Origin of the sequence: Aureimonas sp. OT7 (assembly GCF_014844055.1) — a bacterium.
In the GTDB taxonomy this organism is placed as follows: Bacteria; Pseudomonadota; Alphaproteobacteria; order Rhizobiales; family Rhizobiaceae; genus Aureimonas; species Aureimonas altamirensis_A.
In genome coordinates, this window is the sequence record NZ_CP062167.1 from 3,335,471 (window position 1) to 3,361,529 (window position 26,059).

Sequence of the window (26,059 nt, forward strand, 5' to 3'; positions counted from 1 at the left end):
GATGATCACGATCTACGCCGAAGACCATGCCGCACAAAGCGTCGAAACAGAGTTCTACCGTGGACAATGGGTCGAAGCCTTCGAGACCCCACTGCGCGCCGAACGCATCAGGGCTGCGATAGAGCAATCCGGCCTGGGCCCGATCGTGCCTCCACGCGCGTTCGGCGCGGATGCGATCACGGCCGTGCATGATCCGGACATGGTCCGGTTTCTGGAGATCGCGTGGGATGCATGGACGCGCGAGTTCGGACCGACGCCGGCCTATCCGAATGTGTGGCCGCCGAGGCGCACGCGACAGATCGCAACCGCGCGGCCAGGCGCCGAACTCGGCCGATACGTGGTCGACATGAGCAGCCCCATACTGGCCGGAACGTGGACCGCGGCGCGGGCGGCTGTCGACTGTGCCCTGACGGGTGCACAGCATATCATGGATGGGGAAGCCTCGGCCTTCGCGCTGTGCCGTCCGCCGGGCCATCATGCCGGGCGCGACTACTTCGGCGGCTATTGCTTTCTCAACAACGCGGCCATCGCGGCCCAGTCTTTCCTGACGCAAGGCGCGCAGCGGGTCGCCGTGCTCGATATCGACTACCATCATGGCAACGGCACGCAGGATATCTTCTACGAACGCGCCGAAGTGCTGACGGCGTCCATCCATGCCGATCCCAGACAGGACTACCCCTATTACATCGGATTTGCAGACGAGACAGGCGAAGCCGCGGGTGCGGGGACAAATCTCAATCTTCCACTTCCATGGGGCACGGGCACCGAACGATGGCTCGAGGCACTCGATACGGCGCTGGCGCGCATCGGGCAGTTCTTGCCCCATGCCGTCGTCGTGTCGCTCGGGGTCGATACTTTCAAAGGCGATCCCATCTCGCGTTTCGAACTGGCGTCGGCGGATTACATCGAGATCGGCCGGCGCATCGCGGCGCTGGGCCTGCCGACCTTGTTCGTCATGGAAGGCGGCTATGCGACGGACGCCCTCGGCGTGAATGTCGTGAACCTTCTATCCGGCTTTGACCAGAGCCGGCCGCCTTCGGCCGCCGTGCGTATCTAAGCCTGGAAATCCTCGGGGAAGTAGGCTCGCATAAAGGCCAGGCATGCGTCGTGGCCGCGCTTCTGCCCTTCGGCCCAGGACAGGGGCAGAAGCAGGTTCTCGATCCACAGGCCGGAAATCATGGCGTTCAGCGACAGCGCCATGCGCTCCGCGTCAACGGTGATGCCGCGCAGCTCGGCGAGTGCCTTTACGTCGGCGATGACCGCGTTGTTATAGTGCGTGCGCAGTTCCCCGCAGCGTTTACGGAAGCTTGGAACGCGGGCCGCTTCCGCCCAGAATGCCAGCCAGAGGGCGATGGCGTCGGTGCCTGCGGCCTTGCGGCTGAAATCCGTATCGATCATGTGCCGGATGCGCTCAGCCGGCCCTCGCTCCGAACTGTTGAGCTTGGTCAGGTAGGATTCATACTCCGCGGCGCTGTAATCGAGCGCGGCGAATATGATGCCTTCCTTCGACTGGAAGTGGAATGCGACAACGCCGTAAGAGCATTTCGCCTCCGCTGCGATGGAGTTTATCGTGACTCCGGTCAGTCCACGCTTCGAAATAACTTTGATGGCCGCCTTCAATAGCGAGCGTCGCCGGTCGATAACCTGGTCGTCGCGCGTTCGCGTCTTGCTCGAAGTAACGGTGCGCTGACGTTTCGGCTTTGTCTCGGTCATCATTTCTAACTTTATCCGGAGGGTCGCCGACACCTGAACTGGCTTATTGTAGGCGGCGACGCCTCGTCAAGTTCAGCCTTCCGGAAGGCCAAGCAAGCGTAGCGCATTGCCGCTGGTCCAAAGCCGGAAGGTTTCGTCATCCAGGCCGAGCTCCTGCAATTCCTGGAGCGCCTGGCCGATCGGCATCATGGGAAAGGCGGACCCGAAGATCATCTTCTCTCTCAGGATGGTTCGCCCATACTGCAGCAGGGCTTCGTACCCTGAATGCGGCTTGGACAGGAGCTTCGGGCGGACGGCCAGGACGCCGATGTAAAGGTTGGGATGGCGCCAGGCAACGCCGAGAAGCTCCTGCACCCATGGCCAGCCGGGGGGCGAGGCGACGGCGCGCAGTTGCGGAAAACGCACCATCACATTGTCGATATGCTCGGGCTTGCCGACACTCATCGGCGTCTGCGTGGAGAAGTTGATGCCGCAGTGAATATTGACCGGCACATCCAGCTCGACCGCCTTTTCATACAGGGCGAACAGCCGTGGATCGTCCGGCGTCATCTTCAGCTCGAAACATTGGAGGTTCAGGCCACGCAGGCCCAGGTCGCGCACGGCGTGCTCGAACGTCGCAACCGCATCGTCCTGCCACGGGTCGACGCCGGCAAAGCCGATATAGCGCGGACCATGCTGGCGGACGAAACCCGCCACGCTCTCGTTGGAAATCTTGAAACCGAAAGTCGTCGTCAGATCCCGGGCCTTCAACACGACATGCCGCGCATTGAGCCGATCGTAGGTTTCGAGCCAGCTCTTCAGGCCCTGCCCCTCGTCCGCCCCTGCCGATCGCGCCTCGCTGTTGGCGTAGACGCGCCTGTAATTCTGCAGGTGGGGTGCCGGTGGGTTGAAGTCCGGATGGGGCGGACGGCTGGAAAAATCGATCAACATGCCTTCAGTTCCATTTGCGGCGATCTTCCAGAATGACCTTCGCGGCATTGTGGCCGGGCACGCCGGTCACCCCACCGCCCGGATGAACGGAGGCGGAGGCCTGGTACAGCCACTGAACGGGGCTCCGATAATCGGCGAACCCGGCAGACGGTCGGCGGAAAAACTGCTGGTCGGCGCTGATTTCCCCATGATGAACGTGTCCCTTGGGAAGATCGAAGACCCTTTCCATATCCAGCGGCGTCAGCACCTGCCGATGCAGGATTTTCTCTTCGATGTCGGGGTAGTAGGTCTTCAGCACCGCAAGCACGCGCAGCCAGAGTTCCTCCCGGCGTTCGTCCCATGTGCCGTGCGCCAGCGTGTACGGAGCATGGCCGCCAAAGACGTTCATGACATGCTGCCCCGCAGGCGCAAGCGTCTCATCCACCAGGGTGGGTATCTTCACGATCAGGAATGGCTCACGCGCGATCTCACCGGCCTGCGCCTCGCGCCATGCCTGCTCCATCGTATCGACGGAGGGCGCGATCGTCATCTGGGGTACGATCCGCCCCTCGGTGTTGGTGCGGCCGAAGAGTGGCGCCTCCGGCAGCGCCGACAAGGCGAGGTTGACGCGGAACACCGTGCTTTCGCAGCGGATGTTTTCTATGTCCCGGTTGAAATCGTCCGGCAGCGTTGCCGGGTCGAGGAGCTTGGTGAAAACGGTGCGCGCCGTGGCATTGGCGATGACGATCCGCGAGCGGATCTCCTCGCCGGTTTCCAGGCGGACGCCGACGGCGCGACCATCTTCGACCAGGATGCGCTCGATCGGACAGCCTGTTCGCACAACCATGCCGTAAGCCTCTCCCGAGCGGCGGATCGCTTCGGAGATGGCGCCCATGCCGCCCTTCATGAAGCCGGCCGGCCCGGCCGGGGTTGTGCCGTCACGGACGATGCCCCGGGCAAGCATGAATGCGGAACCGGGCGTTTTCAGACTGGCGTTTGCACCGCCACCGCCGGCAAAGAAGCCGAGGACGAGTTTCACCTCGTCTGACGAGAACCAGCGGGACAGATAGTCCCATGCGCTGAGCGTCAGCAGATTGTAGATGTCGTAGAATTGCGGCCCGACCTTCCGGAAGCGCCAGACGAAACCTGCAAGCCGCTTCAGATCCGCCGGGCGGGAACTGGACGGATTGATCGGAATTTCCCAAAGAAGGCGCTGCATATGAGGGGCGAGCTTCTTCATGTGCGCGCGATAGGCTGCATAAGCCTCCCCGTCGACATTGGAAAAGCGCGCGATCTCCGCGGCGAAGCGGTCGGGGTCGTCCCACATGGTGAACGTCCTGTCCCCGGCCAGGGCAAAGACGATCGGCGCCGCCGGCAACACCTCGAACCCGTACTTCTGCAGTTCCAGATCCAGAATGATCTTCGGCTGCAGCAGGCCTTGATAATAGGAGGCCGTGGAGGTTCGGAAGCCGGTTGCGAATTCCTCGGTAACGGCGGCGCCGCCCACCATCTCCCGTCGCTCCAGAACGAGCACCTTGACCCCCGCACGCGCAAGATACGCGCCGCAGGTCAGGCCGTTGTGACCGCCTCCGACGATGATGGCGTCGTGTTCGGGGGTCATGCCGACGCTCCTTCGATCCAGGTTCCGGAAACGCGATCGAACGACCCGACGCGCAGATCGGCCACATCCGCCGTGATCTTCGGCTTGGCGATCTTCAGGGAGGCGGTCCGTGGGAAATCGTCCACGAAAGCGTAGAAGCGCGGCACCTTGAAGGGCGCAAGGCCGGCCTGGGCCACGGCAATGACATCGTCGATCACCTGCGCCCCGGGCGACCATCCCGCCTTGAGCTTCAGATAGGCCTTGACCTCCTGCCCCCTCAGCGCGTCCGGCACGCCCACGACGGCAACCTCGGCAACGCCGGGCGCTGCGGCCAGCACGGTTTCCACCTCCCGTGCGGCGATATTTTCCGCCGACCGCCGGATCATATCCTTCTTGCGCCCGACGATCTGGTAGAAGCCGTCATCGGTCTGCCGGAACAGGTCTCCGGTCGAGAACCAGCCATCCTTCAGCGCCTCCGCCGTCGCTTCGGGATTGTTGTAGTACCCGAGCATGATGCCGGGTCCGCGAATCTGAAGTTCGCCGATCGCGCCGTGCTCCACCGGTTCACCGTCCTCGCCAACGATACGGCACTCGCGGAACGGGCAAGGCACGCCGCAGGACCCTGAGCCGACCTTGTCGCTCCGTTCCACCGGTACGAACATCGCCGGCCCGGTCTCGGTCATGCCGAAGGCCTCGCGCGCATTGAGGTCGAAGCGATCCTCGAGCTGTCGGTGCAGGTCTTTCGGGCAGCCGTATATGTTGGCCCGGACGACCCTGTTGTCCGCATCATGGTCCTGGGCGTGCATACCGTGAAGAACCCAGGGGAGCAGACAGAACTCGATTTCATAGTCACGAAGCCAGGCCGAGAAACGGCTGGTCGATTGCCGGGCGGCGACGAACAGCGTGCCGCGCTGGAACAGCGTCATCAGCAGCAGCCATTGCGGATCCATGTAGAAGAACGGCGTCGACGCCAGCAGCCGACGATACCGGCGCCCATCGCGAAACGCGTTCACCTTGCCGGCCGAGATCCAGTAGCGTTGCGACAGCATGCAACCCTTCGGGAAACCGCTGGTCCCGGAAGTGAACTGGATGTTCAGCAGATCATAGGGCTCGACGGGCGCAGGCGGCACGAAGCTGTCGGCAGGCTCGGCGGCGAGCCGGGACCAGTCCAGAGCTTCGCCGCAATCGCCATCCCCGAAAACGATCATGCGGCCGTCCAGGGGCGCTATCAGGGTCTCGGCGACGGCCTGCTCGACAACGCCGCGGGTGGCCTCGTGCGTTACGATCCATTCGGCATCGGCGAGGTTCATCACATGCGCGACTTCTCGCGGCGTATAGGCCGGGTTGATCGGCAGCATGACGGCGCCGATCCGGCCAAGCGCCAACCAGGTCAGAGGGAAAGCCGGGATGTTCGGCAGCATGACACCGACATGCGTGCCCTTGGTGACGCCCGACCGGACTAGCTGGGAGGCGAGACCGTTCACCTGTCGGCGCATCTGCGCGTAGGTGATCGTCTCGCCGCTGTCGAAGAAGTTCCACAGCTGACGATCGCCGGCCTCCGCGGCGGCATCGTCGATAAGCTCGCCGATATTGGCGGGCAGGCGTTCCTGTTCGATCCGGCGCCGGCGCTCCGCATATGGCATGACGGGTAGATTGAGGACTTCGTCCTTCCACATGCTCTGGCTCCGATGCTCGAGGTTAGACCTGGCGACGGCGTCGCGGACGCGTCAGAGTTCGTCTCAGTGGGCGAACCAGACCGCTTTCAGGTCCGTGTACTTGTCCATGGCATGAAGGGACTTGTCGCGTCCGAAGCCCGACTGCTTGAAACCACCGAAAGGCACGGCAAGCGATCCGCGGTCGAAGCAGTTTACCCAGACGACGCCGGCCCGCATTGCCTTGGCCGCGCGGTGCGCGTTCCTGAGCGAGCCCGTCCAGACCGCGCCCGCCAGCCCGTAGACCGTATCGTTGGCAACCGTCATCGCCTCGTCCAGGCCGCGAACGGAAATGACCGAGAGCACCGGCCCGAATATCTCTTCCCTGGCGATCGTCATGTCGTTGCGAACGCCGTCGAAAATCGTCGGCGCGACATAGAAGCCGCCCGTCTCGTTGCGCACCCTGCCGCCCCCGATCAGCGCCTTGGCGCCATCCCGCTGGCCGGCATCGATGTAGCCGAGAACCCGCTCCATCTGCTCCTGGCTCACCATCGAGCCCATGCGCGTCGATGTATCGAGCGGATCGCCGGGCGCGAAATTGAGTGCCTGCGCAGCGATCCGGTCCAGAAGGCTGTCGCGCACGGCCTCGTCCACGATCAGGCGCGAACCCGCGTTACAGACCTGGCCTGTATTGGCAAAGATCCCAGCGGCGATACCGGCAGCGGCTGCGTCCAGATCGTCGCAATCCGCCAGCACGATCTGCGGAGATTTGCCGCCGAGTTCGAGGCCGATGCGCTTGATGTTCGAGCTGCCTGAATACTGCATGAAATACTTGCCTACTTCCGTCGAACCCGTGAACCCGATGCAGTCGACGTCCATGTGCAGGCCAAGCGCCTTGCCCGCGATATGACCGAGACCCGGCACGACATTCAGCACGCCGGCCGGCATACCCGCCTCGATCGCCAGCTCGCCGAATTTCAGCGCGGTGAAGGGCGACTGCTCCGCAGGCTTGAGGATGACCGAGTTACCTGTCGCAAGGGCCGGACCGAGCTTCCAGGCAGCCATCGACATCGGGTAGTTCCAGGGAACGACGGCGGCGACGACGCCGAGCGGTTCGCGCAGCACCAGGGTGGTCATGTCATGGGCCGTCGCGGCGACCTCGCCATAGACCTTGTCGATCGCCTCGGCGTACCAGGCGATGCAATTGGCGGCGCTGACGACATCTCCATTGTAGGCATTCGCTATGGGCTTGCCGACGTTGAGTGTCTCCAGAAGGGCAAGCTCTTCGCGGTTCTGCAGGATCAGTTCGGCGAAGCGCAGCAGAATCCGCCGCCGATCCGCCGGGTTCATCCGCGACCAGACACCACTTTCGAACGCGGCCCGCGCACTCTGCACGGCGCGGTCGACGTCACGCTCATTGCAGGAAGCGACGTCCGTCAGGAGGCGGCCATCGCCGGGATAGACGCAGGCGAACGTCTCGCCCGACAGGCTGTCAACGTAACGGCCATCGATAAATGGCCTGTTGGGAAGGGCAACGGCGGAGGCGCGTGCATGCCAGTCGATATCGTGCAGCATGTTGAAACCTGTGTGCTTGAGGATTTTGAACCCGCTAGACAGCGGCCGGAACTCTTGCGTGCAGGCCGTGCGCAGCGCCGACTTCGCTGATCGCCCGGCGCATGATCGCCACCATGTCGTCGATCTGTTCTCGCGTGATGATGAGCGGCGGAGACAGGACGCAAAGATCGCCGAGCGGACGAACGATGAGCCCCAGCTCGAAGCAGCGGTTGTCGATCTCCAGCGTAAAGGCCTTGTCGTCGGCATTGCCGTCCGCACGGGTCGGATCCAGAAGGCACTGAACACAGCCCATGAGCCCGACCGATCGAGTCTCGGCAACGCCGGGCAGATCGCGCAGGGACGCAAGAGCCTGTGCGAAATACGGCGCCATGGCGCGGGCGCGGACCACCACGTCCTCGCGCTCCATCAACTCGATGTTGGCGAGCGCGGCGGCGCAGGCCACTGGCTGGTTGGTGTAGGTGTAGCCGTTGGTGAAATAGCTTCCCCCGGCCTTGTCGCCTGAAACGCGCTCCAGCACCTTTTCGGATATGGCCATGCCACCCAGCGGCACGTAGCCGGAGGTCACACCCTTGGCAAAGGTGATGATGTCCGGAACGACGTCGAAAACGCTTTCGGAAGCGAACCATTCGCCGCATCGACCGAACGCCGTCACGACCTCGTCCGAAATGTAGAGGATATCGTGGGCCTCGCAGATCGCCTTGAACCTGGCATGGTAGCCCTTTGGGGGTATGATGACGCCGCCCGATGCCAGAACCGGCTCGGCAAGAAAGGCGGCGATGGTGTCGGGGCCGAGAGCCTCGATCCGGTCCTCGAACTCCTGGACGAGATCGTCGAGGAACGCCTCTTGCGTACGGTTGCCTGCGTGTCGCGGGTTGGGGCTCGACAGGAACGAGATCCGTTCGTCCGCGATATCGAAGTTCGGCCAGTTGCCCGTGCGGCCGGTGCAGGCGGCGGCCAGGGCCGTAGATCCATGATAACCGTCATAGCGCACGATGATGCGCTTCTTCTGCGGGCGCCCCTGGACGTTGTTGTAGAACTCGCTGAAGCGCAGGGCACTGTCGACCGCCGTCGAGCCGCCCGTCGTAAAGAATATCCGGTTCAGATCACCGGGAGTCAGCTCGGCGATCCTGGCGGCCAGCCGAGCCGCCGGGCTTGTCGCCATGTACCAGGGTGAAGCGTAAGGCAGCACCATTGCCTGATGCGCTATGGCGTCTACGATCTCGCGCCGGCCGTATCCCACCTGGGCACACCACATGCCGGCGGGTCCGTCGATGAGGCGGCGGCCATCATCCGCATAGACATAGATGCCGTCTGCATGAGTAAGGATCGGTTGAGATGTCTGGCCCAGCAAAGCCATGTCCTGAGCCGGAAGCATCACGTTCCGGCTCAATGCCTTTTTGATCGGTGCAGCCGAGTTTTCAGACATCACTCACTCCTCGCTCATGCGGCAGGCCCGGTGCGGTCGCCTGCCACAGCCCCTAAGCCAGTAATGACGAACAGGAATGAACATGTCAACATTCTGATTGCCCAATCAATCAGAGAACTATTGCGGCACACTGTTCCGCGTGGTTAGGATAGCGATCTGAAACGTCACGAAGGGGCCCGGGGGAAGGTGCCGACGTGGCCAGCCCCCGAGGGAACAGGATTGTCGTACATGACGCAGCCGTTCACATGCCTATGACCAGGGGCGCCTGGATCGTCGACGGAACGCGAACGCCGTTCGGAAGGTTTGGTGGAGCCTTCGCGCATATGCGCGCCGACGACCTTGCGGCGATTCCGATTGCTGAGCTTGTCCGGAGAAACACTTGGCTCGACCCCGCGCAGGTCGACGACGTCATCTATGGCTGCGTGAACCAGGCTGGAGAAGACAATCGCAACGTCGCGCGCATGGCTCTTCTTCTGGCGGGCATGCCGGACAGCGTGCCCGGCGTGACGGTCAACCGCCTCTGCGGCTCGGGTCTCGAAGCCCTGGGCCAGGCGGCCCGGGCCATTCGTTGCGGCGAAGCACGGCTTATCCTGGCCGGCGGGGTAGAGCATATGACCCGATCGCCCTATGTCATGGCGAAGGCCGATCGCGCCTTCGCGCGGCAGGTCGAGATCGCGGATACGACTATCGGCTGGCGTTTCCCGAACCCGCGCATGGAAGCGCTCTACGGCCTCGACAGCATGCCGCAGACCGCCGACAACGTGGCACGCCAGTTCGGCGTATCGCGCGCCGACCAGGATGCGTTCGCGCTTCGCAGCCAGGACCGTTGGGCAGCGGCGCAGGCTGCGGGCCGCCACTTGGACGATATCGTCCCGGTTCCCCTGCCCGTCAAGGAACCATCGGTGATCGACACGGACGAACATCCCCGGCCGACGACGACCGCCCAGCGGCTTGCCGCGCTCAAGGCCATCAACGGCGATGACGCCAGTGTGACGGCCGGCAACGCGGCCGGAATCAACGATGGCTCCGCAGCGCTTCTGCTTGCCTCCGACGAAGCCGTAGAGCAATGGAGCTTGCCGGTGCGCGTGCGGGTCAAAAGCATGGCAGTTGCAGGCGTTGCCCCCAGCATCATGGGCTACGGGCCCGTACCCGCCGTCAAGCGGCTTCTGGGCCGCGCCGGGCTGACGATCCACGACATGGACGTCATCGAGCTCAACGAGGCATTTGCCGCACAGGCCCTGGCCGTTACGCGCGGGCTCGGCCTGCCCGACGACGCGGAGCACGTCAACCCGAATGGCGGGGCGATTGCCGTTGGGCATCCCCTGGGTGCCTCCGGGGCGCGACTGGCGCTGGCAGCAGCGCGCGAGCTGGAGCGAAGAGATGGGCGATATGGCCTGTGCACCATGTGCATCGGCGTTGGCCAGGGCATCGCCCTTCTTCTGGAAAGGACACGCGCTTGACCGCATCTCTCGTCACCCGTGACGACAGGGACGGCGTAGCCGTTCTGACGATCGACAACCCGCCGGTCAACGCGCTGGGCCAGGCCGTGCGCCGGCAACTGCTTGCCGCCGTGCAGGATATCGAAGCCGATAGCACCATCGAGGTGGTTGTCCTAACCGGGCAAGGCCGCTATTTCGTTGGCGGAGCGGATATCCGGGAATTCGATCATCAGCCGGAAGAACCCCATCTTCCGGACGTCATCGATGCGATCGACCGGTCCAGCAAGCCATGGATCGCGGCCGTGAATGGATCTGCCATCGGTGGTGGGGCCGAACTGGCCCTTGGCTGTCATTACCGCGTCTTGCTTGCGGGCGCGACGATATCGCTGCCGGAAACACAGCTTGGGATCATACCGGGCGCGGGCGGAACACAGCGGTTGCCAAGATTGATCGGTGTGGAGGCCGCCGTGGACGTCGTGACGTCTGGCCGAAGCATCAAGTCCCACGAGGCGATTGCTCTCGGCCTTGTAGACCATATTGCAACGGCGGGCTTTCTGGGCGAGGTGCTCGCATTCGCTGCAGAACGCCTTGATGCGGCCTTGCCCGTCAGATCCTCCATGCGGCCCGTTTCCGATCCGGGCCCGGGCATATGGGCGGAGATCGAGAAGCGTATCGCAAAAACCTCTTCGGGCAACCGTGCCCCGGCCATGGCCATGGAGGCCATCCGCGAGGGGGTCCGCTCGGGATTCGCGGTCGGCAGCGCCCATGAACGCGACGCTTTCCTGCGCCTACGCCAATCGCCGGAGGCGGCCGCGTTGCGTCATCTATTCTTTGCCGAGCGCAGCGCGCGCCGATCACGAAAAACCGTCGATGAAGCGCGAAAGTCCCTTGGATCGATCGGTGTCGTCGGTGGCGGCACCATGGGCAGCGGCATTGCGGCTGCACTGGCGATTGCCGGTCTGCCCGTCATCCTGGCCGAAACGAACGTGGATCGTCTTGACGACGCCATGTCGCGAGTCGGGGCTGTGCTGGCGTCGGCCGCCAAACGCGAAGCTATCGATGCCGAAAAGGCAAAGGAACGCCTGGCCCGGGTGTCCGGAGCGGTTTCGGTGGCGGCGATGGCTGATTGCAATCTCGTGATCGAGGCCGTCTTCGAAGATCTGGACTTGAAGAAATCGGTCTTCTCGGCCCTTGCAGGACACTGCAAGCCGGATGCCATCCTGGCAACGAACACCTCCTATCTGAACCCGGAAGAGATTGTGGAGGGCCTGCCGGGGGCCGACCGGTTCATCGCGCTTCATTTCTTCAGCCCGGCTCATGTGATGAAACTGCTGGAGGTCATACCGCTTGAGAACAGCTCCGGGCAGACGCTGACAAGCTGCCTCGACCTTGCCGGCGTACTTGGCAAAGTGGCCATCCTGTGCGGCAATATGGAGGGCTTCATCGGCAACCGGATGCTCCGGCGCTATCGGGCCGGAGCCGAACGACTGCTGCTGGACGGCTATACGCCGGCAGAGGTGGATGGCGCCATGCGCAGCTTCGGTTTCAAGATGGGGCCGTTCGAGGCACAGGATCTTTCCGGGCTCGACATAGCCTTCAGAGCCAATCAGCTGATGCGAAACCTCGGCAGGCCGCAGCCGATGTCGTTGGCGGACAGGCTGGCATCGAAGGGGCGCTTCGGCCAGAAAAGCCGCGCCGGCTGGTACGATTACGAGGACGGCAGCCGCACGCCCCTGGCATCGGCGGATGTCGCAGAACTCATCCGGTCGCAACGGTCGGCGGCAGCCGGCCGCACTATTGGCGATGTCGTCGAGTTTCTTCTCAGTGAGATGGTGGATGAGGGGGAAAAGCTTCTGGCCAGCAAGGTCGCGGCCCGGGCATCCGATATCGATCTCGTTCAGGTGCACGGGTTTGGCTTCCCTCGCACAAAGGGTGGGCCGATGCACCATGCCACCAGCCGCGGTCGGCCCGACTGATCGATCGAAGCGGACAGGCCAGACCTGAACCTGACGGATGCACAGCGATCCGGACGATTTACTTGCAGTCTGTCGGCGACCGACCGGAAGGCCATGGCGGTCGTCGCAACATGGAAAAAAACCCGGCGCAGTAGGCATGCCGAACTCTGGGTCCTAGTCCTGGCGCGGTAGAGCAAGCGGCGCGGACGCACCCTTGACAGCCAAATCAATCTTGCCCACTGTCCACAGCTATATGATTAGAGCCAATGGGGACGGGCGGCGAATGTCAGATTGCATCGCCATGTCGGACTGGATTCCTGCAGACAATCTGTCGGGCCAGGTGCGGCATTTCCTTCTGCAGGAATTGACGGCCGGCCGCCTCAAACACGGGGACCGGATCAACGAAGCCGATCTCGCGCGCCGTCTCGGCATCAGTCGCAATCCGATCCGCGAGGCGATATCCGCATTGGCCCAGAGCGGGCTTTTGGTTGCCATGCCGCGTCGTGGCGCCTTTCTGCGCAGCTTCACCATCGAGGACGTGGACGACATCTTCTCCTTTCGTGTCTGCCTTGAATGCTTTGCCGCCCGCCAGGCCGTGGAGCGGCTGACGCCGGCCGACTGCGACGCCTTCGACAGCCTGATCACGCAGATGGAAGAGGCTGCCGGGCGAAACGACCGGGTGGCCGTCCAGCAGCTCGATCTGAGGTTCCACCGGCGCCTTTGCGAGCTGTCTGGGAACCGGCAGACATTGCGCGCCTACGACATGCTCCGCACCGAACTGCAGATGCTGATCGCGGCCGTCGACATGGCCTCCGGCTCGCTGCAGGACTCTGTTCTGTCGCACGTGCCCATCGCAAAGGCGGTGCGGGCGGGCAAGGCGGATGTCCTCGTGGCGGCGATCGAAACGCACATAGCCTGGCCGTGGCAGCTTGCCCGGCAGCACTATGCCGCCATTCCCGAAAACCCGCTCCAGGAGCATTGCAATGCGTGACGATACAGGGCCCGAACAGGCGTCGGCCGGCATGGCCTATCTGGACGGGCGCTATATGCCCGTGGCGCACGCCGCGATCCCGGTGACCGATTATGGCTACCGGCGGTCGGACGTCACCTACGACGTGGTCGGCGTGTGGGGCGGCAACTTCTTCCGCCTCGACGATCACATCCATCGCTTCCGCGCCTCCATGAACGCCCTTCGGCTACGGCCGAAGGAGACGGATGACGAGATCGCCGACATCCTCCATCGTCTGGTGGCAACGACCGGGCTGCGCAACGCCTATGTTGCGATGGACTGCCTGCGGGGTCGGCCCGAGCCGGGGCTGCCACGGCATCCGGCCAATTGCCGCAACTACCTGTCCTGTTACGCGGTGCCCTGGATGTCGCTTGCCAATGAAGAGCAGATCGAGAAGGGCCTGCACCTGATCATCCCGGAGCATCTGCGCCGTATCCCGCCGGAGAGCGTAGAGCCGACGGTGAAGAACTTCCATTGGGGCGACCTGACCGCCGCCCTGTTCCAGGCGCACGACCGGGGCGCCGACACCGCAGCCCTCCTCGACAGCCATGGCAACGTGACGGAAGGGCCCGGCTGCAACGTCTTCAGCGTCACCAATGGTGTCGTCTCGACACCCGACCGTGGTGGCCTCGACGGCATAACCCGGTTGTCCGTCCTCGAACTCTGTGCCGAACTCGGCATCCCTTGCGAGGTGCGGCCGGTGTCCGCCGAAGAGCTGCGCGATGCGGACGAGGCCTTCACCTCCACCACGGCCGGCGGCATCATGCCCGTTTCCCGCGTCGACGAGCGGATCATGGGCAATGGCCGCCCCGGGCCCGTGTCGCGCCGGCTTTACGAGGCGTTCTGGCGCAAGCGCTCCGAGGGCTGGCACGCCACGCCCGTCAGATACGAAGCCGCCCTGGAACACGCCTGAGCCGTCCCCGCCTCAGGACGATGACGAGCACGCCACCAATGGCCAGGGCTGCTCCGACGGTGAATTGCAGCGTTGGCCGATCTCCGGCGAGGGCGATGCCCATGGCGACGGTCATCAGCGGCATCAACAGCGTCAAGGGTACGACGGTGTTGGCATCGTAGGTCTGCAGCAGCCTGAAATAGGCCGTATGGGCGAAGATGGTGACGCCAACGGCGGAAAAGACCAGACATGCGGCAAGCAGCGGCAGCGACACTTCCATCCGCGCCACGCCATCCCGCTCGAGCGCGAGCGACATGATGGCCAGGACCGGAAATGACAGCGCGTTGACCCAGGCCTGAAGCCGCAGCGGCGCCATACGGGGCAATGTCTTGACCAGGATGGAGCCGATCGCAAGCGCCGCGGCCGCTATGAACACCAGAAGCAGCCCCCAGGAAACGGCAAGCTGCTGCGGGTTCCACATGACGATGACGATGCCGCAAAGCGACAGGACGATCCCCACCGTCCTCTTGATGGTCGGCCGCTCGCCCAGCCACAGGACGGACAGGATCGCCGCCATGGGAATGGCCGTCTGCAGCACGATGGCGGCGGCCGATGGCGTGGCCGTGCGGAACCCCAGGAACAGAAAGCCGAAATGCACGGCACCGAGGCAAAGCCCCGCCGCCGCAGTCCGCAAAAGCAGGGGCGGCAGCGGCCACAGAAGCCGCGCCAGAAGCAGCGTGACGAGGCCCAGTCGAAGCGCCGCATAGAGAAGTGGCGGCACCCCCATCCCACCGATGAGGATGACGCCGATGATGTTGTTGCATGCCCATAGGAAGCAGACCGCCACCATCCGGGCAAAATCGCGTGGCGACATGATAGAGGTTCAGCCGACCGTCGTGCGCAGCTTGCTCGTGGTCACATCGTCGACCGCCAGCGTGCCCGTGTCCGCGCCGCCGGTGACGGCCACTCCGTAGACATCATGAGCGCGCGCGACCGTCAGCATGCCCTCGCGGACATCCTGCAGAACCAGGGCAGGGTCCCGAGCCGTCGGGGCGCCGTAGCCCCCGCCGCCCGCCGAGTAGGAGACGACCCGCTCGCCCGGCTGCAGGGTAACGGCATGGCATCCCGGCAGCTTGGTCAGGCTGCCGTCGAGCGCACGCTTGTAGGCCTGCGACAGGCCGCCTGCCCCACCGCCGACGGCGCCCGCGGCAGGATTGATCGTGCCGTCTGCCGTGTAGATCACCGTCATGGTGCAATCGTCTATGGGGCCGAACTCGGCCCGTATGGAGGGCGAGCCGCGAAAGGCGCCCGCGCCCTCCGTGTCCGCGACAAGGCGCCGCTCCTCCACGTAAAGCGGATGGTGAAGCTCATCCACCTCGATGCTGTCCTGACGGCACAGGCCGGCATTGCCGCTGTGGATGATCGTCATGAAACCGTCCGTGCGGGGGGTTCCCGCGCCGCCCGTCACGCCAAGGAAGACCTGATTGACAAAGCTTTCTCCGCTTCGCGGATCGACGCCGGAGATGACGCCCATGGCCGGCGGCATGATCGGCCCGGTCTCGGCCATGCCGAAGCCCGGGGCGATCTCGGCGACGCAGCGCTGGACGGCGGTCGAAACGCGGTCGGCAAGATTGGTGGTGGCGACCGAGCACGAGAACGGATGCCGCGGAATGCCCACGACGCAGTTCTCGCGCAGGCGGATATCGATCCGCCGGAAGCTGCCGTCATTGGCCGGCACGCTATGATCCATGATCCCGTTGTAGATGCCGATCATCGCGGCGGTCCGCGAGCATCCCTCCGACAGGTTCAGACCGCAGGGCTGGCAGTCCATGTTGTCGGTCAGGTCGATCGTGATCCGGCCACTGTCGGCATCCACCTCCACGGTGACGGTGATGGGGATGCCGTTCGGCACGCCGGGAAACGGATCGTGCGCCGAGGCGATCGACGCCCTGCCGGACGGCAGGCGCCTGATGGCCTGGACCATCTTGTCCTCGGAATAGTCGAACCAGGATTGGGCGTACTCCTCCAGCGCATCCCAGCCAAGCTCCGCACCGAGTTCCAAAAGCTCCCGCTCGCCGATACGCACCGCGCCCAGCGTGGCAAGGTAGTCGCCCCACCACTGCTCCGACACCCGGATACGCGCGCGGCACATCCGCACCAGATCCTGATTGTCCGTGTAGTCGGACTGAATCTTGGCTGCCGAGAAGATCAGCGCGCCCTCTTCGAACACATCGGATGCGTCGCCCATATAGGTGGTGGGCTTGGAGTTGCCGCAATCGGCCTGATGCGCCTTGGCCAGAACGAAGAAACGCACCGTCCCGCCATCGTCCACCACCGGAACGATGAGGCAGTGGTCGGCCGCGTGGGAGTTGCCTTCATAGGGGCTGTTGTGCAGGAAGCAGTCGCCCTGCCTGAGCACCGGGTGATAGGCCTTCACCGCCTGGCACATCAGATCCGGCCCAATCAGCGTGTGGATGGGCAGGCTCTCGGCCGATGCAAGAAGTCGGCAATCCGCCGTCAGGATGACGCAGGAAAAGTCGTGCGCCGTGTTCAGGACGCCCGAGCGGGCCGTCCGGAACAGAGTGTTCTGCATCTTGCGGGCGATGCTTTCCATGCGATTGGACACGATGGCCATACGCACGCCCGAAGACGATGCCTTGCTGTCCATCTGTGCCGATTTTGCCAATGCGCTCATCGCCTTGCCTCCGCGTTGTCCCGCAGCGTCCGCGTGCGTGTCCAGTCGATATCGAGTGTGTCGTCGTCGGCAGAGCCCGTCGTGGCGACGCCATAGACGCTCTCTGCCCGCTCGGCCGAAATCCAGCGCTCTTTCAGGTCGTGCAGGACGCGGGCCGGATCGCGCGACAGAGGATCACCGTATCCGCCGCCGCCGGCCGAATAGGAGACGATGGTTTCACCCGTTTCCAGAACGGCGCCATAGCAGGCCGGCAGGGTCGTGATCCCGCCGTCCCGGCAGCGCTTGCCGGCCTTCACATTGCTGCCCGCGCCGCCGCCGCGGGCGCCCAGTGCCGGTGCGATGGTTCCATCGGCGGTGTAAAGCACCTTGAGCGTGCAGCCCGGGATGGGTCCGAACTCGGCCCGCATCGACGGGGCGCCACGGAAGGTGCCCGGCCCTTCGCTGTCGGTCACGATCATCCGGCCGGTGATCTCGATCGGATGGTGAAGCTCGTCGACCTCGATGCAGTCGAGATGGCACATGCCCGCATTGCCGACATGGATGATCGACAGGAAGCCGTCCGTGACGGGCGTTCCGGCCCCGCCGGAAATGCCGATATGCACCTGATTGACGAAGGGCTCGTCGTCATGGCGCGGATCGGTGCCGGAGATGACACCCATGGCCGGCGGCATGATCGGGCCCGTCTCGGCCTGTCCGAAGCCGGGAGCGATCTCGGCGATGGCGCGCTGGATCGGGTTGGCGACGCGGTCGGCCAGGTTCGTCGTGGCCACCGAGCAGGATGCCGGGTGCCGGGGTATGCCGACTGCACAATTTTCCCGCAACTGCACTTCGATGCGCCGGAAGCTGCCGGCGTTTACCGGCACGGTATGGTCGACCAATCCGTTGTAGATGGCCACCATCGCCGCGCTCATGGCCGTGCCCTCCGTCAGGTTGAGGCCGCAGGGCTGGCAGTCCGGGTTGTCGCGCAGGTCGACGCGGATCATCGCGGCCTCGCGGTCCACCTCGACGGTCGCCTTGACGGGGATGCCGTCCGGTACGCCTGGGAACGGATCGTGCCCCGACGTCACGACGGTGCGTCCGCCCGGCAGGCGTGCGATCGCATCGACCATCTTGCGTTCGGAATAGTCGAACCAGGATTCGGCATAGGCCTCCAGCACGTCCCAGCCGAAGCTCTGGCCCAGCTCCAGCATCTCACGCTCGCCGATCCGGACCGAGCCGAGGGTGGCCAGGTAGTCGCCCCACCACTGTTCCGGCACGCGAATGCGCGCCCGGCACATGCGGATGAGATCCTCGTTGTCGCGGTAGTCCGTCTGGATCCGCGCCGCCGAAAAGATGAGCGCGCCCTCCTCGAAGACATCCGCCACATCGCCGACATAGGTCGTTGGCTTGGAATTCCCGCAATCGGCCTGATGCGCCTTGGCCAGCACGAAGAAGCGCAGCACGCCGTCGTCATCGACGACCGGCACGATCAGGCAATGGTCGGCGGCGTGGGAATTGCCTTCATAGGGACTGTTGTGGAGGAAACAGTCTCCACGCCTCAGGTCCGGGTGATAGTGCTTGACGGTACGGCACATGATGTCCGGGCCGGATAGCGTATGACTGGGCAGGCTTTCGGCCGCCGCCAGAAGCCTGCAATCCGCAGTCAGGATCACGCAGGAGAAGTCATGCGCCGTGTTCAGGATGCCCGAGCGGGCAGTCCGGAACAGGGTATTCTGCATCTTGCGGGCAATGCTGTCGAGGCGGCTGGCCAGGATCGCCGTCTTGACGCCGTCGGTCCGCTGCCGTGTCTGGTATGTATCCATGTCCATGCCCTCCTAGAAGGTGATCCGAAGGCCGCCGCCCTCGGTCCGCCGCGCCTGGGTATCGGGATCGACGACGACCGTGGTGAACGAGGATTCGATGATGGCCGGACCATTGACGAGAACGTCCGATTCCATGGCCTCGAAGCGGACCACCTCGGCGTCCGTCCAGCCCGTCTGGCTGAAATAGACCGGGCGTTGGGGCTGGCCCGACAGGCCGGGGCGTGTGGGAAGCTGGCCCGTGCCGCCGCTGCGAATCCGGCACTTCACCTTGGCGCGCCAGGTGACGAACTCGATCTCCGAATGCGGATCGGAAATCTCGAAGATCGTCATATGCGTCCGGTGGAACGCGTCCTTCAGCGCCGATAGTTCCGCTTCGTCGGTGATGCGGCTGCCGGCCAGCGGCACCTCGATCTCCCAGATCTGGTGGATGTAGCGCGCCTCCACGAAATACTCGATCTCGACGTCCAGGGCGTCGGCGCCCGGCCCGTCGGCGAATGCACGGCACTTCTGCTCGAGTTCGGCCAGCACCCCGTTGACGGCCTCGAAGGCAAAACGCTTGCTGGTCGTGTATTGCATGCGCGCGTAATCGGACGAGATCTCCGACATCAGCGCGCCTGCGGCCGACAGGACTGAGCCGGCCTCGGGAATGAGGACACCGGCGCAACCGAGCCGCCGGCCGACTGCAACGGCGTTGAGCCCGGCCGCTCCGCCACCGCCGATCAGAACCGCCGTAGACGGATCGATCCCCTGGTTGACGGTGATTTCGTCGATCGCGCCCACCATCTTCTCGGTGGCCAGTGTCAGCACCGCGGAGGCGGCCTCCTCCACGCTCAGCCCCAGCTTGTCGGCAACCTTGTCGCGTAGCGCGGCGCGCGCGGCCTCGCGGTCCAGCACCATCGTGCCGCCCAAAAAGAAGTGCGGGTCGATATAGCCGAGGATGATGGAGCAGTCCGTGACGGTCGGCTCCGTACCGCCCTTGCCATAGGCCACGGGACCGGGGGTCGAGCCCGCGCTGCGCGGGCCGACACGCAGCAGGCCCCCCTCGTCCACCCAGGCGATGGACCCTCCGCCGGCGCCGATGCTTTTCACGTCGACCGAGGGAAAGCCGGTCATGTGTCCACGGAAACGCTGGCCGATCCAGGTTTCGCGCGTCCACGGAATACGGCCGTCGCGCACCAGGCTCACATCGTAGGTGGTGCCGCCCGTATCGGCGACTATGGCGGGCGCGCCGTCGAAGTCGCGGCTGGAATAGAAGCGCCCGGCGACCGGCGCCATCGCAGGCCCCGAGTTGATCGAATGGATGGGCGCACGGGCCACGGCTTCGGCGTCCATGATGCCGCCGCCCGAGGTCACCATCAGTGTCCGGCCGCTGAAGCCGGCGTCCCGCAGCCGGCGGGTCAGACTGTCCAGATAATCGAACATCAGCGGCTTCAGCGATGCGTCGATGACCGTGGCCGAGGCGCGCCGATACTCGCGCAGGGTCGGGTTGAGGGCATGGGACAGTGTGAAGGGAACACCCGGAAAATGCTCTTCCAGAAGCTCGCCGACCCGCTTCTCATGCGCGTCATTGACGATGGACCAGAGCAGGCACACCCCGACGGCTTCCACCTTCAGCGCCTTCAGCTTTTCGATGATGGCGATGACGGCCGCCTCGTCCAGTTCCTTGCGGACCGCACCGTCCGCCGCGATGCGCCCGGGAACCTCGAAGGTCAGGCGGCGGGGGACATAAGGCTCGGGATAGGAGACCGAAAAATTAAAAGGCTCGATACGGCCGCCTTCACGGATCACGAGCACGTCCGGGTGCCCTTCCGTGGTCAGGAATGCCGTCCTGGCGGTGTTGCCGGTCAATATCGCGTTGATCGCCCGCGTCGTGCCGTGGATGAATGCTTCCGCCCGGCCAAGGAAGGTTGACAGGTTTTCGCCCGCATCCTCGGCGGCAAGTGCCAATGCATTCAGCACTCCGCGCACCGGGTCATCAGGTGTCGTGGACGATTTGAACAGGCGGATAGTCTCCCCGTCCTCGACGACGAGATCCGTGAAAGTGCCACCGGTGTCGCATGCAAGCCGCATTTTGATTTCCTCGAAGACAGGGTCAGACATCAGACGATGAGACAGGAACTGTGATCACAGAATTGCCTGCGTGGACCTCTTATGCAAAACTCATGCCATTCAAGCTTCTGGAGGTGGTGCGGTATGACATCCAATCGAGTGACGGAGCAGAACGAAGCCGCCGCACGCAGGCGCATTCTGTGCGGGACTCGGCTTCTGGCCGGTATGGTCGCAACCTCCATCGGCCCGGCCGGGCGCTCGGTCGTTGCAGGCCGCCAACATGCGCGGCCGCAACTGGTCCGTGGGGGCTATACGATTGCCAAGGAGTTGGAGGGCCTGCCGGGCGGTGCGCGCACCGGCGTCACCATGCTGCGGGAGATGGCCTGGCGCATCCAGGACGATACGGGAGACGGAACCTCCACAGGCATCCTCATTGCGCATCGCATGGCCCGGGCGCTGGACCGGGCCCTGGCTAGCGGCGCCTTGCACAGCGCCATTCTGGAGCGCACGGCAAAGCATGCGGAGGACGTCACCCGCGCCTTGCGTGACGGCGCCTGGACCCTACCGAGCGCGGCGACACTACGGGACATCGCCATCCGCGCGGCCGGCGACGACGAAACGATCGGCGGACTGGTCGCGGATGCGGATCGCCAGGCGGGCGAAGGTGGGCTCGTGATCGTCGAAACGTCGAAGGCGAGCGAGGACCGCGTCGACGTTGCGAGGGGATTGCATTTCGATACGAAGCCCTTGTCCGCGCATCTGTTCGACGATCCGCTCAAGCAGACCAGCACGTTGACGCGACCCCTTATCCTTCTCCACCATGGCGGTATCGGAAGCCTGTCGGACATTGCCCCCGTCCTGGAGATGATCGCCCGCTCGGACCGCAGCCTGCTGATTGTTGCGGACGAGATCCTCGACGAAGCCATGGCCACGCTCGTCATCAACAAGCGGCGCGGCGGACTACGCGTCGCAGCCGTCAAATCCCCCGGGAACGGGCTCTGGCGCCTTCCGATGATGGAGGATATCGCCACCGCAACGGGCGGACATGTCTTGTCACCCCTGCTCGGCACCAGCCTGTCGAGCCTGTCGCCATCCATGCTGGGGCAGGCAGACTCTGCCATCGTCGGGCGCGACCGCGTCACGCTGCACGGCAGCGTGGGCGCGGCAGACGCCATCGCGCAGCGGTGCGAGGCGATCCGGCATCAGATCGAGGCAGAGCGCTCCCTTTCCCTCGATCGGGATCTGCATCGCCTGCGTCTTGCGCGCCTTGCCGGCGGCGTGGCGCGGATAGAGGTGGGCGGACGCACCGAGACCGAGCAGGAATGGCGCGAAAGGGCCGCTATCCGGGCCGCGGCAGCCATAAGGGCAGCGCGCGGCGGCGGCCTTTGCAGCGGCGGCGGAAGCGCCCTGATCCGCGCCGGCGAAGCGGCGGACGCAGCCCTGCGCAAGGATGAGGTCGGGCGCGCGGTCTCGGCCGTCTTTCGCGATGGCCTGACGGCGCCCACAATCGCCATCTGCGACAATGCCGGCCTGGACGGCAGGGCCATCGCGGATCTGGCGCGACGAAGCGACGGCAGCGCCTTCGACATCAGGGCCCGGCGCTTCGTCAGCACGGATGCGCTGGCCGAGCCTGCAAGCGTCTATGAATCCGCAGTGCGCTCCGCCGTCTCGACCGCCACCGCCATCGCCAGCATTAGCCGCAGCGTGATGCGGGCCTGAAGGGCAGTGCCCCGTACCGAATGCGACACCTGGACGCTGCATCGCATAGCACATGCCTAATATTTAGACACAACTTCTTATTGACTTAAATTTAGTCCGTTCCTGTGCTTAGCCCTGATTTGCAGGCTTCCCAGGCGCGACCCGGGTCCAGCCGAGTTGGCACGGCGATTGCAAGACTGTGATCACAGATTTCGTGCTCGACCAATGTATGAGGCACCCATGCTGGACGACTCGGCGCATGCCTTCGGCGTCAACCCCGCACACCCCCCTATCCTGGAGGTGGTCGACGCCATCCACGCCTATGACGGGTTCGTGGCGCTGGACAATGTTTCTCTGGTTGCGGGCCAAGGCGAGTTCCTGACGATCCTGGGTGAAAGCGGCTCCGGCAAGACGACCCTTCTGCGGCTCATCTCCGGCCTGGAAACACCCTACAGGATCGGGGCGCTCAGACTGGAGGGCGTCGATGTCAGCGCGGTGCCGGCCTTTCGGCGCAACTGCACGACGGTCTTCCAGAACTACGCTCTTTTCCCGCATATGTCGGTCGGCGAGAACGTGGAGTACGGGCTGAAGGTGCGCGCCGTTCCGGCCGCGGAACGGCGGCAGCGGGCCGAAGACGCGCTGAAGCTGGTTCAGCTCGACGGGACCTATGATCGCCGCGTGCACCAATTGTCCGGCGGCCAGCGGCAGCGCGTGGCGCTGGCGCGCGCGCTGGTGCCGCGTCCCTCGGTCCTGTTGCTGGACGAGCCCCTCGGCGCGCTGGACGAAAAGCTTCGGCTGGACATGCAGGTAGAGCTGATGGCGCTTCACAAGCAACTCGGCATGACCTTCATCTATATCACGCATAGCCAGGAAGAGGCGCTCACCATGAGCGACCGGATCATCCTGATGCGCAAGGGCAAGATCGAACAGTCCGGCCCTCCGGCCGAGATTTTCGATCGCCCGGTGTCGGGCTTCGCGGCGCGCTTCATGGGCGTGGACAACTGCCTCGATGCGACGCTGGTATCCGCATCCGCCGACCGTGTCGCCGCGCGGATCGGCGATACGGTGATCGAAGGCCGCTGGTCCGGTCGCAGCCAGCCGATGCCCGGCCAGAGCGTTGCGGTTGCAACCCGCGCCGAGTGGCTGCGTATCGGCGATACGCCGCCCGTCGGCGACGATGTCAACGTCCTCCCCTGCACCGCAGCCGAGGCGATCTACAAGGGCAAATATCTGGACAGGACGGTTTCGACCGCCGTCGGCGACCTGAAGGCCCGCATATGGGACGTCGCAGCCATGAGCCCGAACCCCTCCTTCGTCTGGTGGAAGAAGGACGACTGCATCTTGATGGACCCTTGAGGCCATCGTCCACCGATCCCGTTCATTGACGCAGCATCTCCGCACCCCCGCGGATCTTTTCCGGAGAAATACGATGCATGACGCGAAGGATCAGCATGGCAGCCAGCCGACACGCCGCGACTTCATGGGGACCGTGCTCAAGCTCGGCGCCCTTGGAGCCGCGGCCTCCATGTTGCCGGGCATTACGCAGCAGGCCTGGGCGGAAGGCGCGCCCGTCAACCTCTATGGCGTGACGACGGCGCAGCTTAAGGATTGGTCGCACATGACCAAGTCCATCGGCGTGGACGTCAATTACACGCCGACCAATGCCGATATCGGCATCTTCATGCGCGACGTGATGGGCAACGATCTCGGCGCGACGCAGGACCTGTTCATCTTCGACGGCGGCTCCGAGGACCTGCTTGGTCCCGAGGGCTTCTATGCCGAGATCGTCGAGGACCATCCGGAACTGAAGCTGTGGGAGCGCACGCCGGATGCCTGGAAGCGCGCGGCCTTCTACCGGTCGGACGACAAGCAGTATGCCGTCCCGGTGATCGGCAATGGCGACAGCTTCGGCTACTTCCCGGACAAGATCGACGCCAATCCCAATGGCGAGGATGAAATTCCCTGGACCACCTTCTTCGAGGGGGAGAATGTGCGCGGCCGGGTCGCCATCGACCGAAGCTGGCTCCAGTCCCTTACGGAAACCGCCAACTTCCTGAAGCACCACGGGCGTGTCGAGGTCGACGATCCGGCGGACCTTCCGCCCGAGGTCGCCAAGAAGGTCGTCGACTATCTTGTCGAGCGCAAGAAGGCGGGGCAGTTCCGCACCATCTTCACCGCGTTCGAGGAACAGGTGCAGCTTCTGTCCAACCGCGAAGTGGACATGATCAACTGCTGGGAGCCCGCCACAAAGGAAGCGAACCTCGCGCTCGGGGCCGGCAGCACGATCTACGCCTATACGGTCGAAGGCTACTACCTGTGGGGCCACGGCGCCTGCGTCGCTGCCGCCGCCATGGAGCGCGACAATGTCGACAACATCTACAAGCTGCTAAACTATTTCCTGGATGGCGAGTACCGGGCCTACCAGGCCAAGGAACGCGGCTATGCCGGGCCGAACATGGATCTGGGCGTCCAGTACGCCATCGACCATGGCTGGTCCGAGGAGGACATCGCCAATCTCAAATACACCGAGGCCAAGGTCGCCAAGAAGTTCGAGAAGCCCTTCTTCTGCAAGGTCGTACCGGAGAATGCCGGTGTGATGGAAGAAGAGTGGCAGCGTTTCCTGAACGCCTGACCGCTCATGCCGCGTGGGGCGCGCGCCCCACGTCCACAGTCCTGCCTTAAACTCAGAGAGGCGCCCCATGGCGATGATCGCTTCGAAGGATGCCGGACCCCTCCTTGCACGGCGCAGATGGGCCGGCTCGATCCTCGATACGCTGACGCCGTCCCGCATCGCGGTGCCGGCCTTCCTGCTCTTCTGGTCGCTGCTCGTCATCCTGCCGCTGGGCGTGATGGTGGCGTTCAGCTTCTTCGAGGTGAAGTTCTACCGCGTCGTCTACGAGCCGACGCTCGTCACCTGGCAGTCGATGATCGAATCCGGCCGCTGGCTGGTGACGCTGCGCACACTGCGGATCGCGCTGACGATGACGGTGGTGGAGTTCCTGCTTGCCTTCCCCTTCGCACTCTGGCTGGCCAAAGGCTGCCGGTCCAAGACGACCAAGGCGGTCATCATCACTCTCCTGACCATCCCCTTCTTCCTCGATGCTTCCTCGCGGATCATCGTCTGGCGCTCGATCCTCGGCACCAACGGCGCCATCAATTCGGTGCTCATGCATCTCGGCATCATCGACGCGCCGATCGAGTGGCTTCTCTATTCCGAATTCGCCGTGCATTTCGGCCTGCTCGGCACGCATTTCCCGACAATGGTCTTTCCGATCTTCATGTCGATCTCGCTGATCGACGACGATTTCCTGCAGGCGAGCCAGGATCTCGGCGCAAGCCCGGCGCAGACCCTGCTGAACGTCATCCTGCCGCTTGCCGCGCCCGGCATCATCGCCGGGATCGTCTTCACCTTCGTGCCGCTGATGGCCGCCTTTGTGGAGCCCCAATTGCTGGGCGGCGGCTTCGTCGACCTGCTCGGGAATTCGGTGGAGTCGGCGCTGGCGCAGCTGCGCTACCCGACCGCGGCGGCGTTGACGACGGTCGTCATCGTCCTGCTCGGCCTGTGCCTGTGGGTCCTGGTGCGCGTCATGCGCCGTTATGGCGACGTCGCCACCATGTTCGTCGCCATCCGTCGATAGAGAGAGA

General features: G+C 64.4%; 19 protein-coding genes. 9 read left to right on the top strand and 10 right to left on the bottom strand.

The window, feature by feature from the left end:
* The first annotated feature begins 1 nt into the window (after position 1).
* Complete coding sequence (locus tag IGS74_RS16010) at positions 2–1,057, top strand: histone deacetylase family protein (protein ID WP_192387428.1); 1,056 nt, start codon at positions 2–4, stop codon at positions 1,055–1,057.
* On the opposite strand, the gene IGS74_RS16015 is transcribed toward IGS74_RS16010, so the two are convergent.
* The 6 genes from IGS74_RS16015 to IGS74_RS16040 all read right to left on the bottom strand — a co-directional run bounded on the left by IGS74_RS16015 (position 1,054) and on the right by IGS74_RS16040 (position 8,875).
* Positions 1,054–1,746 carry a TetR family transcriptional regulator C-terminal domain-containing protein gene (locus IGS74_RS16015; RefSeq protein ID WP_206688177.1) on the bottom strand — a complete coding sequence of 231 codons (693 nt, stop codon included), beginning with the start codon at positions 1,744–1,746 and terminating at the stop codon, positions 1,054–1,056. The genes IGS74_RS16010 and IGS74_RS16015 overlap by 4 nt on opposite strands.
* A 39-nt stretch (positions 1,747–1,785) precedes the next feature.
* Positions 1,786–2,643 carry an amidohydrolase family protein gene (locus IGS74_RS16020; protein WP_192387430.1) on the bottom strand — a complete coding sequence of 286 codons (858 nt, stop codon included), beginning with the start codon at positions 2,641–2,643 and terminating at the stop codon, positions 1,786–1,788.
* Positions 2,644–2,647: 4 nt separating this feature from the next.
* On the bottom strand, positions 2,648–4,243 hold the full coding sequence (locus tag IGS74_RS16025) for an NAD(P)/FAD-dependent oxidoreductase (RefSeq protein ID WP_192387432.1): 1,596 nt from the start codon (positions 4,241–4,243) through the stop codon (positions 2,648–2,650).
* Positions 4,240–5,898 (bottom strand): class I adenylate-forming enzyme family protein, encoded by a 1,659-nt coding sequence (locus tag IGS74_RS16030; protein ID WP_192387434.1) that lies wholly within the window; start codon positions 5,896–5,898, stop codon positions 4,240–4,242. Before IGS74_RS16030 ends, IGS74_RS16025 begins: the two co-directional genes overlap by 4 nt.
* A gap of 63 nt (positions 5,899–5,961) precedes the next feature.
* On the bottom strand, positions 5,962–7,449 hold the full coding sequence (locus tag IGS74_RS16035; RefSeq protein WP_192387436.1) for an aldehyde dehydrogenase: 1,488 nt from the start codon (positions 7,447–7,449) through the stop codon (positions 5,962–5,964).
* Positions 7,450–7,483: 34 nt separating this feature from the next.
* A complete protein-coding gene (locus IGS74_RS16040; RefSeq protein ID WP_192387438.1) occupies positions 7,484–8,875 on the bottom strand; it encodes an aminotransferase in 1,392 nt (463 codons plus the stop codon).
* A 245-nt stretch (positions 8,876–9,120) separates the two neighbouring features.
* On the opposite strand from IGS74_RS16040, the gene pcaF reads away from it, so the two are divergent.
* The 4 genes from pcaF (at position 9,121) to IGS74_RS16060 (ending at position 14,191) form a co-directional block, all read left to right on the top strand.
* A complete protein-coding gene (pcaF, locus tag IGS74_RS16045; protein WP_206688178.1) occupies positions 9,121–10,335 on the top strand; it encodes a 3-oxoadipyl-CoA thiolase in 1,215 nt (404 codons plus the stop codon).
* Positions 10,332–12,290 (top strand): 3-hydroxyacyl-CoA dehydrogenase NAD-binding domain-containing protein, encoded by a 1,959-nt coding sequence (locus IGS74_RS16050; protein WP_192387440.1) that lies wholly within the window; start codon positions 10,332–10,334, stop codon positions 12,288–12,290. Before pcaF ends, IGS74_RS16050 begins: the two co-directional genes overlap by 4 nt.
* A gap of 262 nt (positions 12,291–12,552) precedes the next feature.
* Positions 12,553–13,260, top strand: a complete 708-nt coding sequence (locus tag IGS74_RS16055) for a GntR family transcriptional regulator (protein WP_192387442.1) — start codon at positions 12,553–12,555, stop codon at positions 13,258–13,260.
* On the top strand, positions 13,253–14,191 hold the full coding sequence (locus IGS74_RS16060) for an aminotransferase class IV (RefSeq protein WP_192387444.1): 939 nt from the start codon (positions 13,253–13,255) through the stop codon (positions 14,189–14,191). Before IGS74_RS16055 ends, IGS74_RS16060 begins: the two co-directional genes overlap by 8 nt.
* Here the strand turns inward: IGS74_RS16060 and IGS74_RS16065 are convergent.
* From IGS74_RS16065 to IGS74_RS16080, 4 genes are read right to left on the bottom strand one after another with little or no spacing between them, the layout of a single operon-like run.
* Positions 14,160–15,044, bottom strand: a complete 885-nt coding sequence (locus IGS74_RS16065) for a DMT family transporter (protein ID WP_192387446.1) — start codon at positions 15,042–15,044, stop codon at positions 14,160–14,162. The genes IGS74_RS16060 and IGS74_RS16065 overlap by 32 nt on opposite strands.
* A 9-nt stretch (positions 15,045–15,053) precedes the next feature.
* Positions 15,054–16,865 carry a hydantoinase B/oxoprolinase family protein gene (locus IGS74_RS16070; protein WP_246722595.1) on the bottom strand — a complete coding sequence of 604 codons (1,812 nt, stop codon included), beginning with the start codon at positions 16,863–16,865 and terminating at the stop codon, positions 15,054–15,056.
* On the bottom strand, positions 16,862–18,673 hold the full coding sequence (locus IGS74_RS16075) for a hydantoinase B/oxoprolinase family protein (RefSeq protein WP_246722598.1): 1,812 nt from the start codon (positions 18,671–18,673) through the stop codon (positions 16,862–16,864). The genes IGS74_RS16070 and IGS74_RS16075 overlap by 4 nt, the downstream gene beginning before the upstream one ends.
* Before the next feature lie 6 nt (positions 18,674–18,679).
* Complete coding sequence (locus tag IGS74_RS16080) at positions 18,680–20,737, bottom strand: hydantoinase/oxoprolinase family protein (RefSeq protein ID WP_192387448.1); 2,058 nt, start codon at positions 20,735–20,737, stop codon at positions 18,680–18,682.
* A gap of 123 nt (positions 20,738–20,860) precedes the next feature.
* Between IGS74_RS16080 and groEL the strand changes: the two genes are divergently transcribed.
* The 4 genes from groEL (at position 20,861) to IGS74_RS16100 (ending at position 26,052) form a co-directional block, all read left to right on the top strand.
* Complete coding sequence (groEL, locus tag IGS74_RS16085) at positions 20,861–22,435, top strand: chaperonin GroEL (protein WP_192387450.1); 1,575 nt, start codon at positions 20,861–20,863, stop codon at positions 22,433–22,435.
* A 219-nt stretch (positions 22,436–22,654) separates the two neighbouring features.
* The gene (locus tag IGS74_RS16090; RefSeq protein WP_192387452.1) at positions 22,655–23,770 is read left to right on the top strand and encodes an ABC transporter ATP-binding protein; all 1,116 of its coding nucleotides are present in this window, start codon (positions 22,655–22,657) and stop codon (positions 23,768–23,770) included.
* 73 nt (positions 23,771–23,843) lie between these two features.
* Positions 23,844–25,046 (top strand): PotD/PotF family extracellular solute-binding protein, encoded by a 1,203-nt coding sequence (locus IGS74_RS16095; protein ID WP_192387454.1) that lies wholly within the window; start codon positions 23,844–23,846, stop codon positions 25,044–25,046.
* A 67-nt stretch (positions 25,047–25,113) separates the two neighbouring features.
* A complete protein-coding gene (locus IGS74_RS16100; protein WP_192387456.1) occupies positions 25,114–26,052 on the top strand; it encodes an ABC transporter permease in 939 nt (312 codons plus the stop codon).
* Positions 26,053–26,059 lie beyond the last annotated feature (7 nt).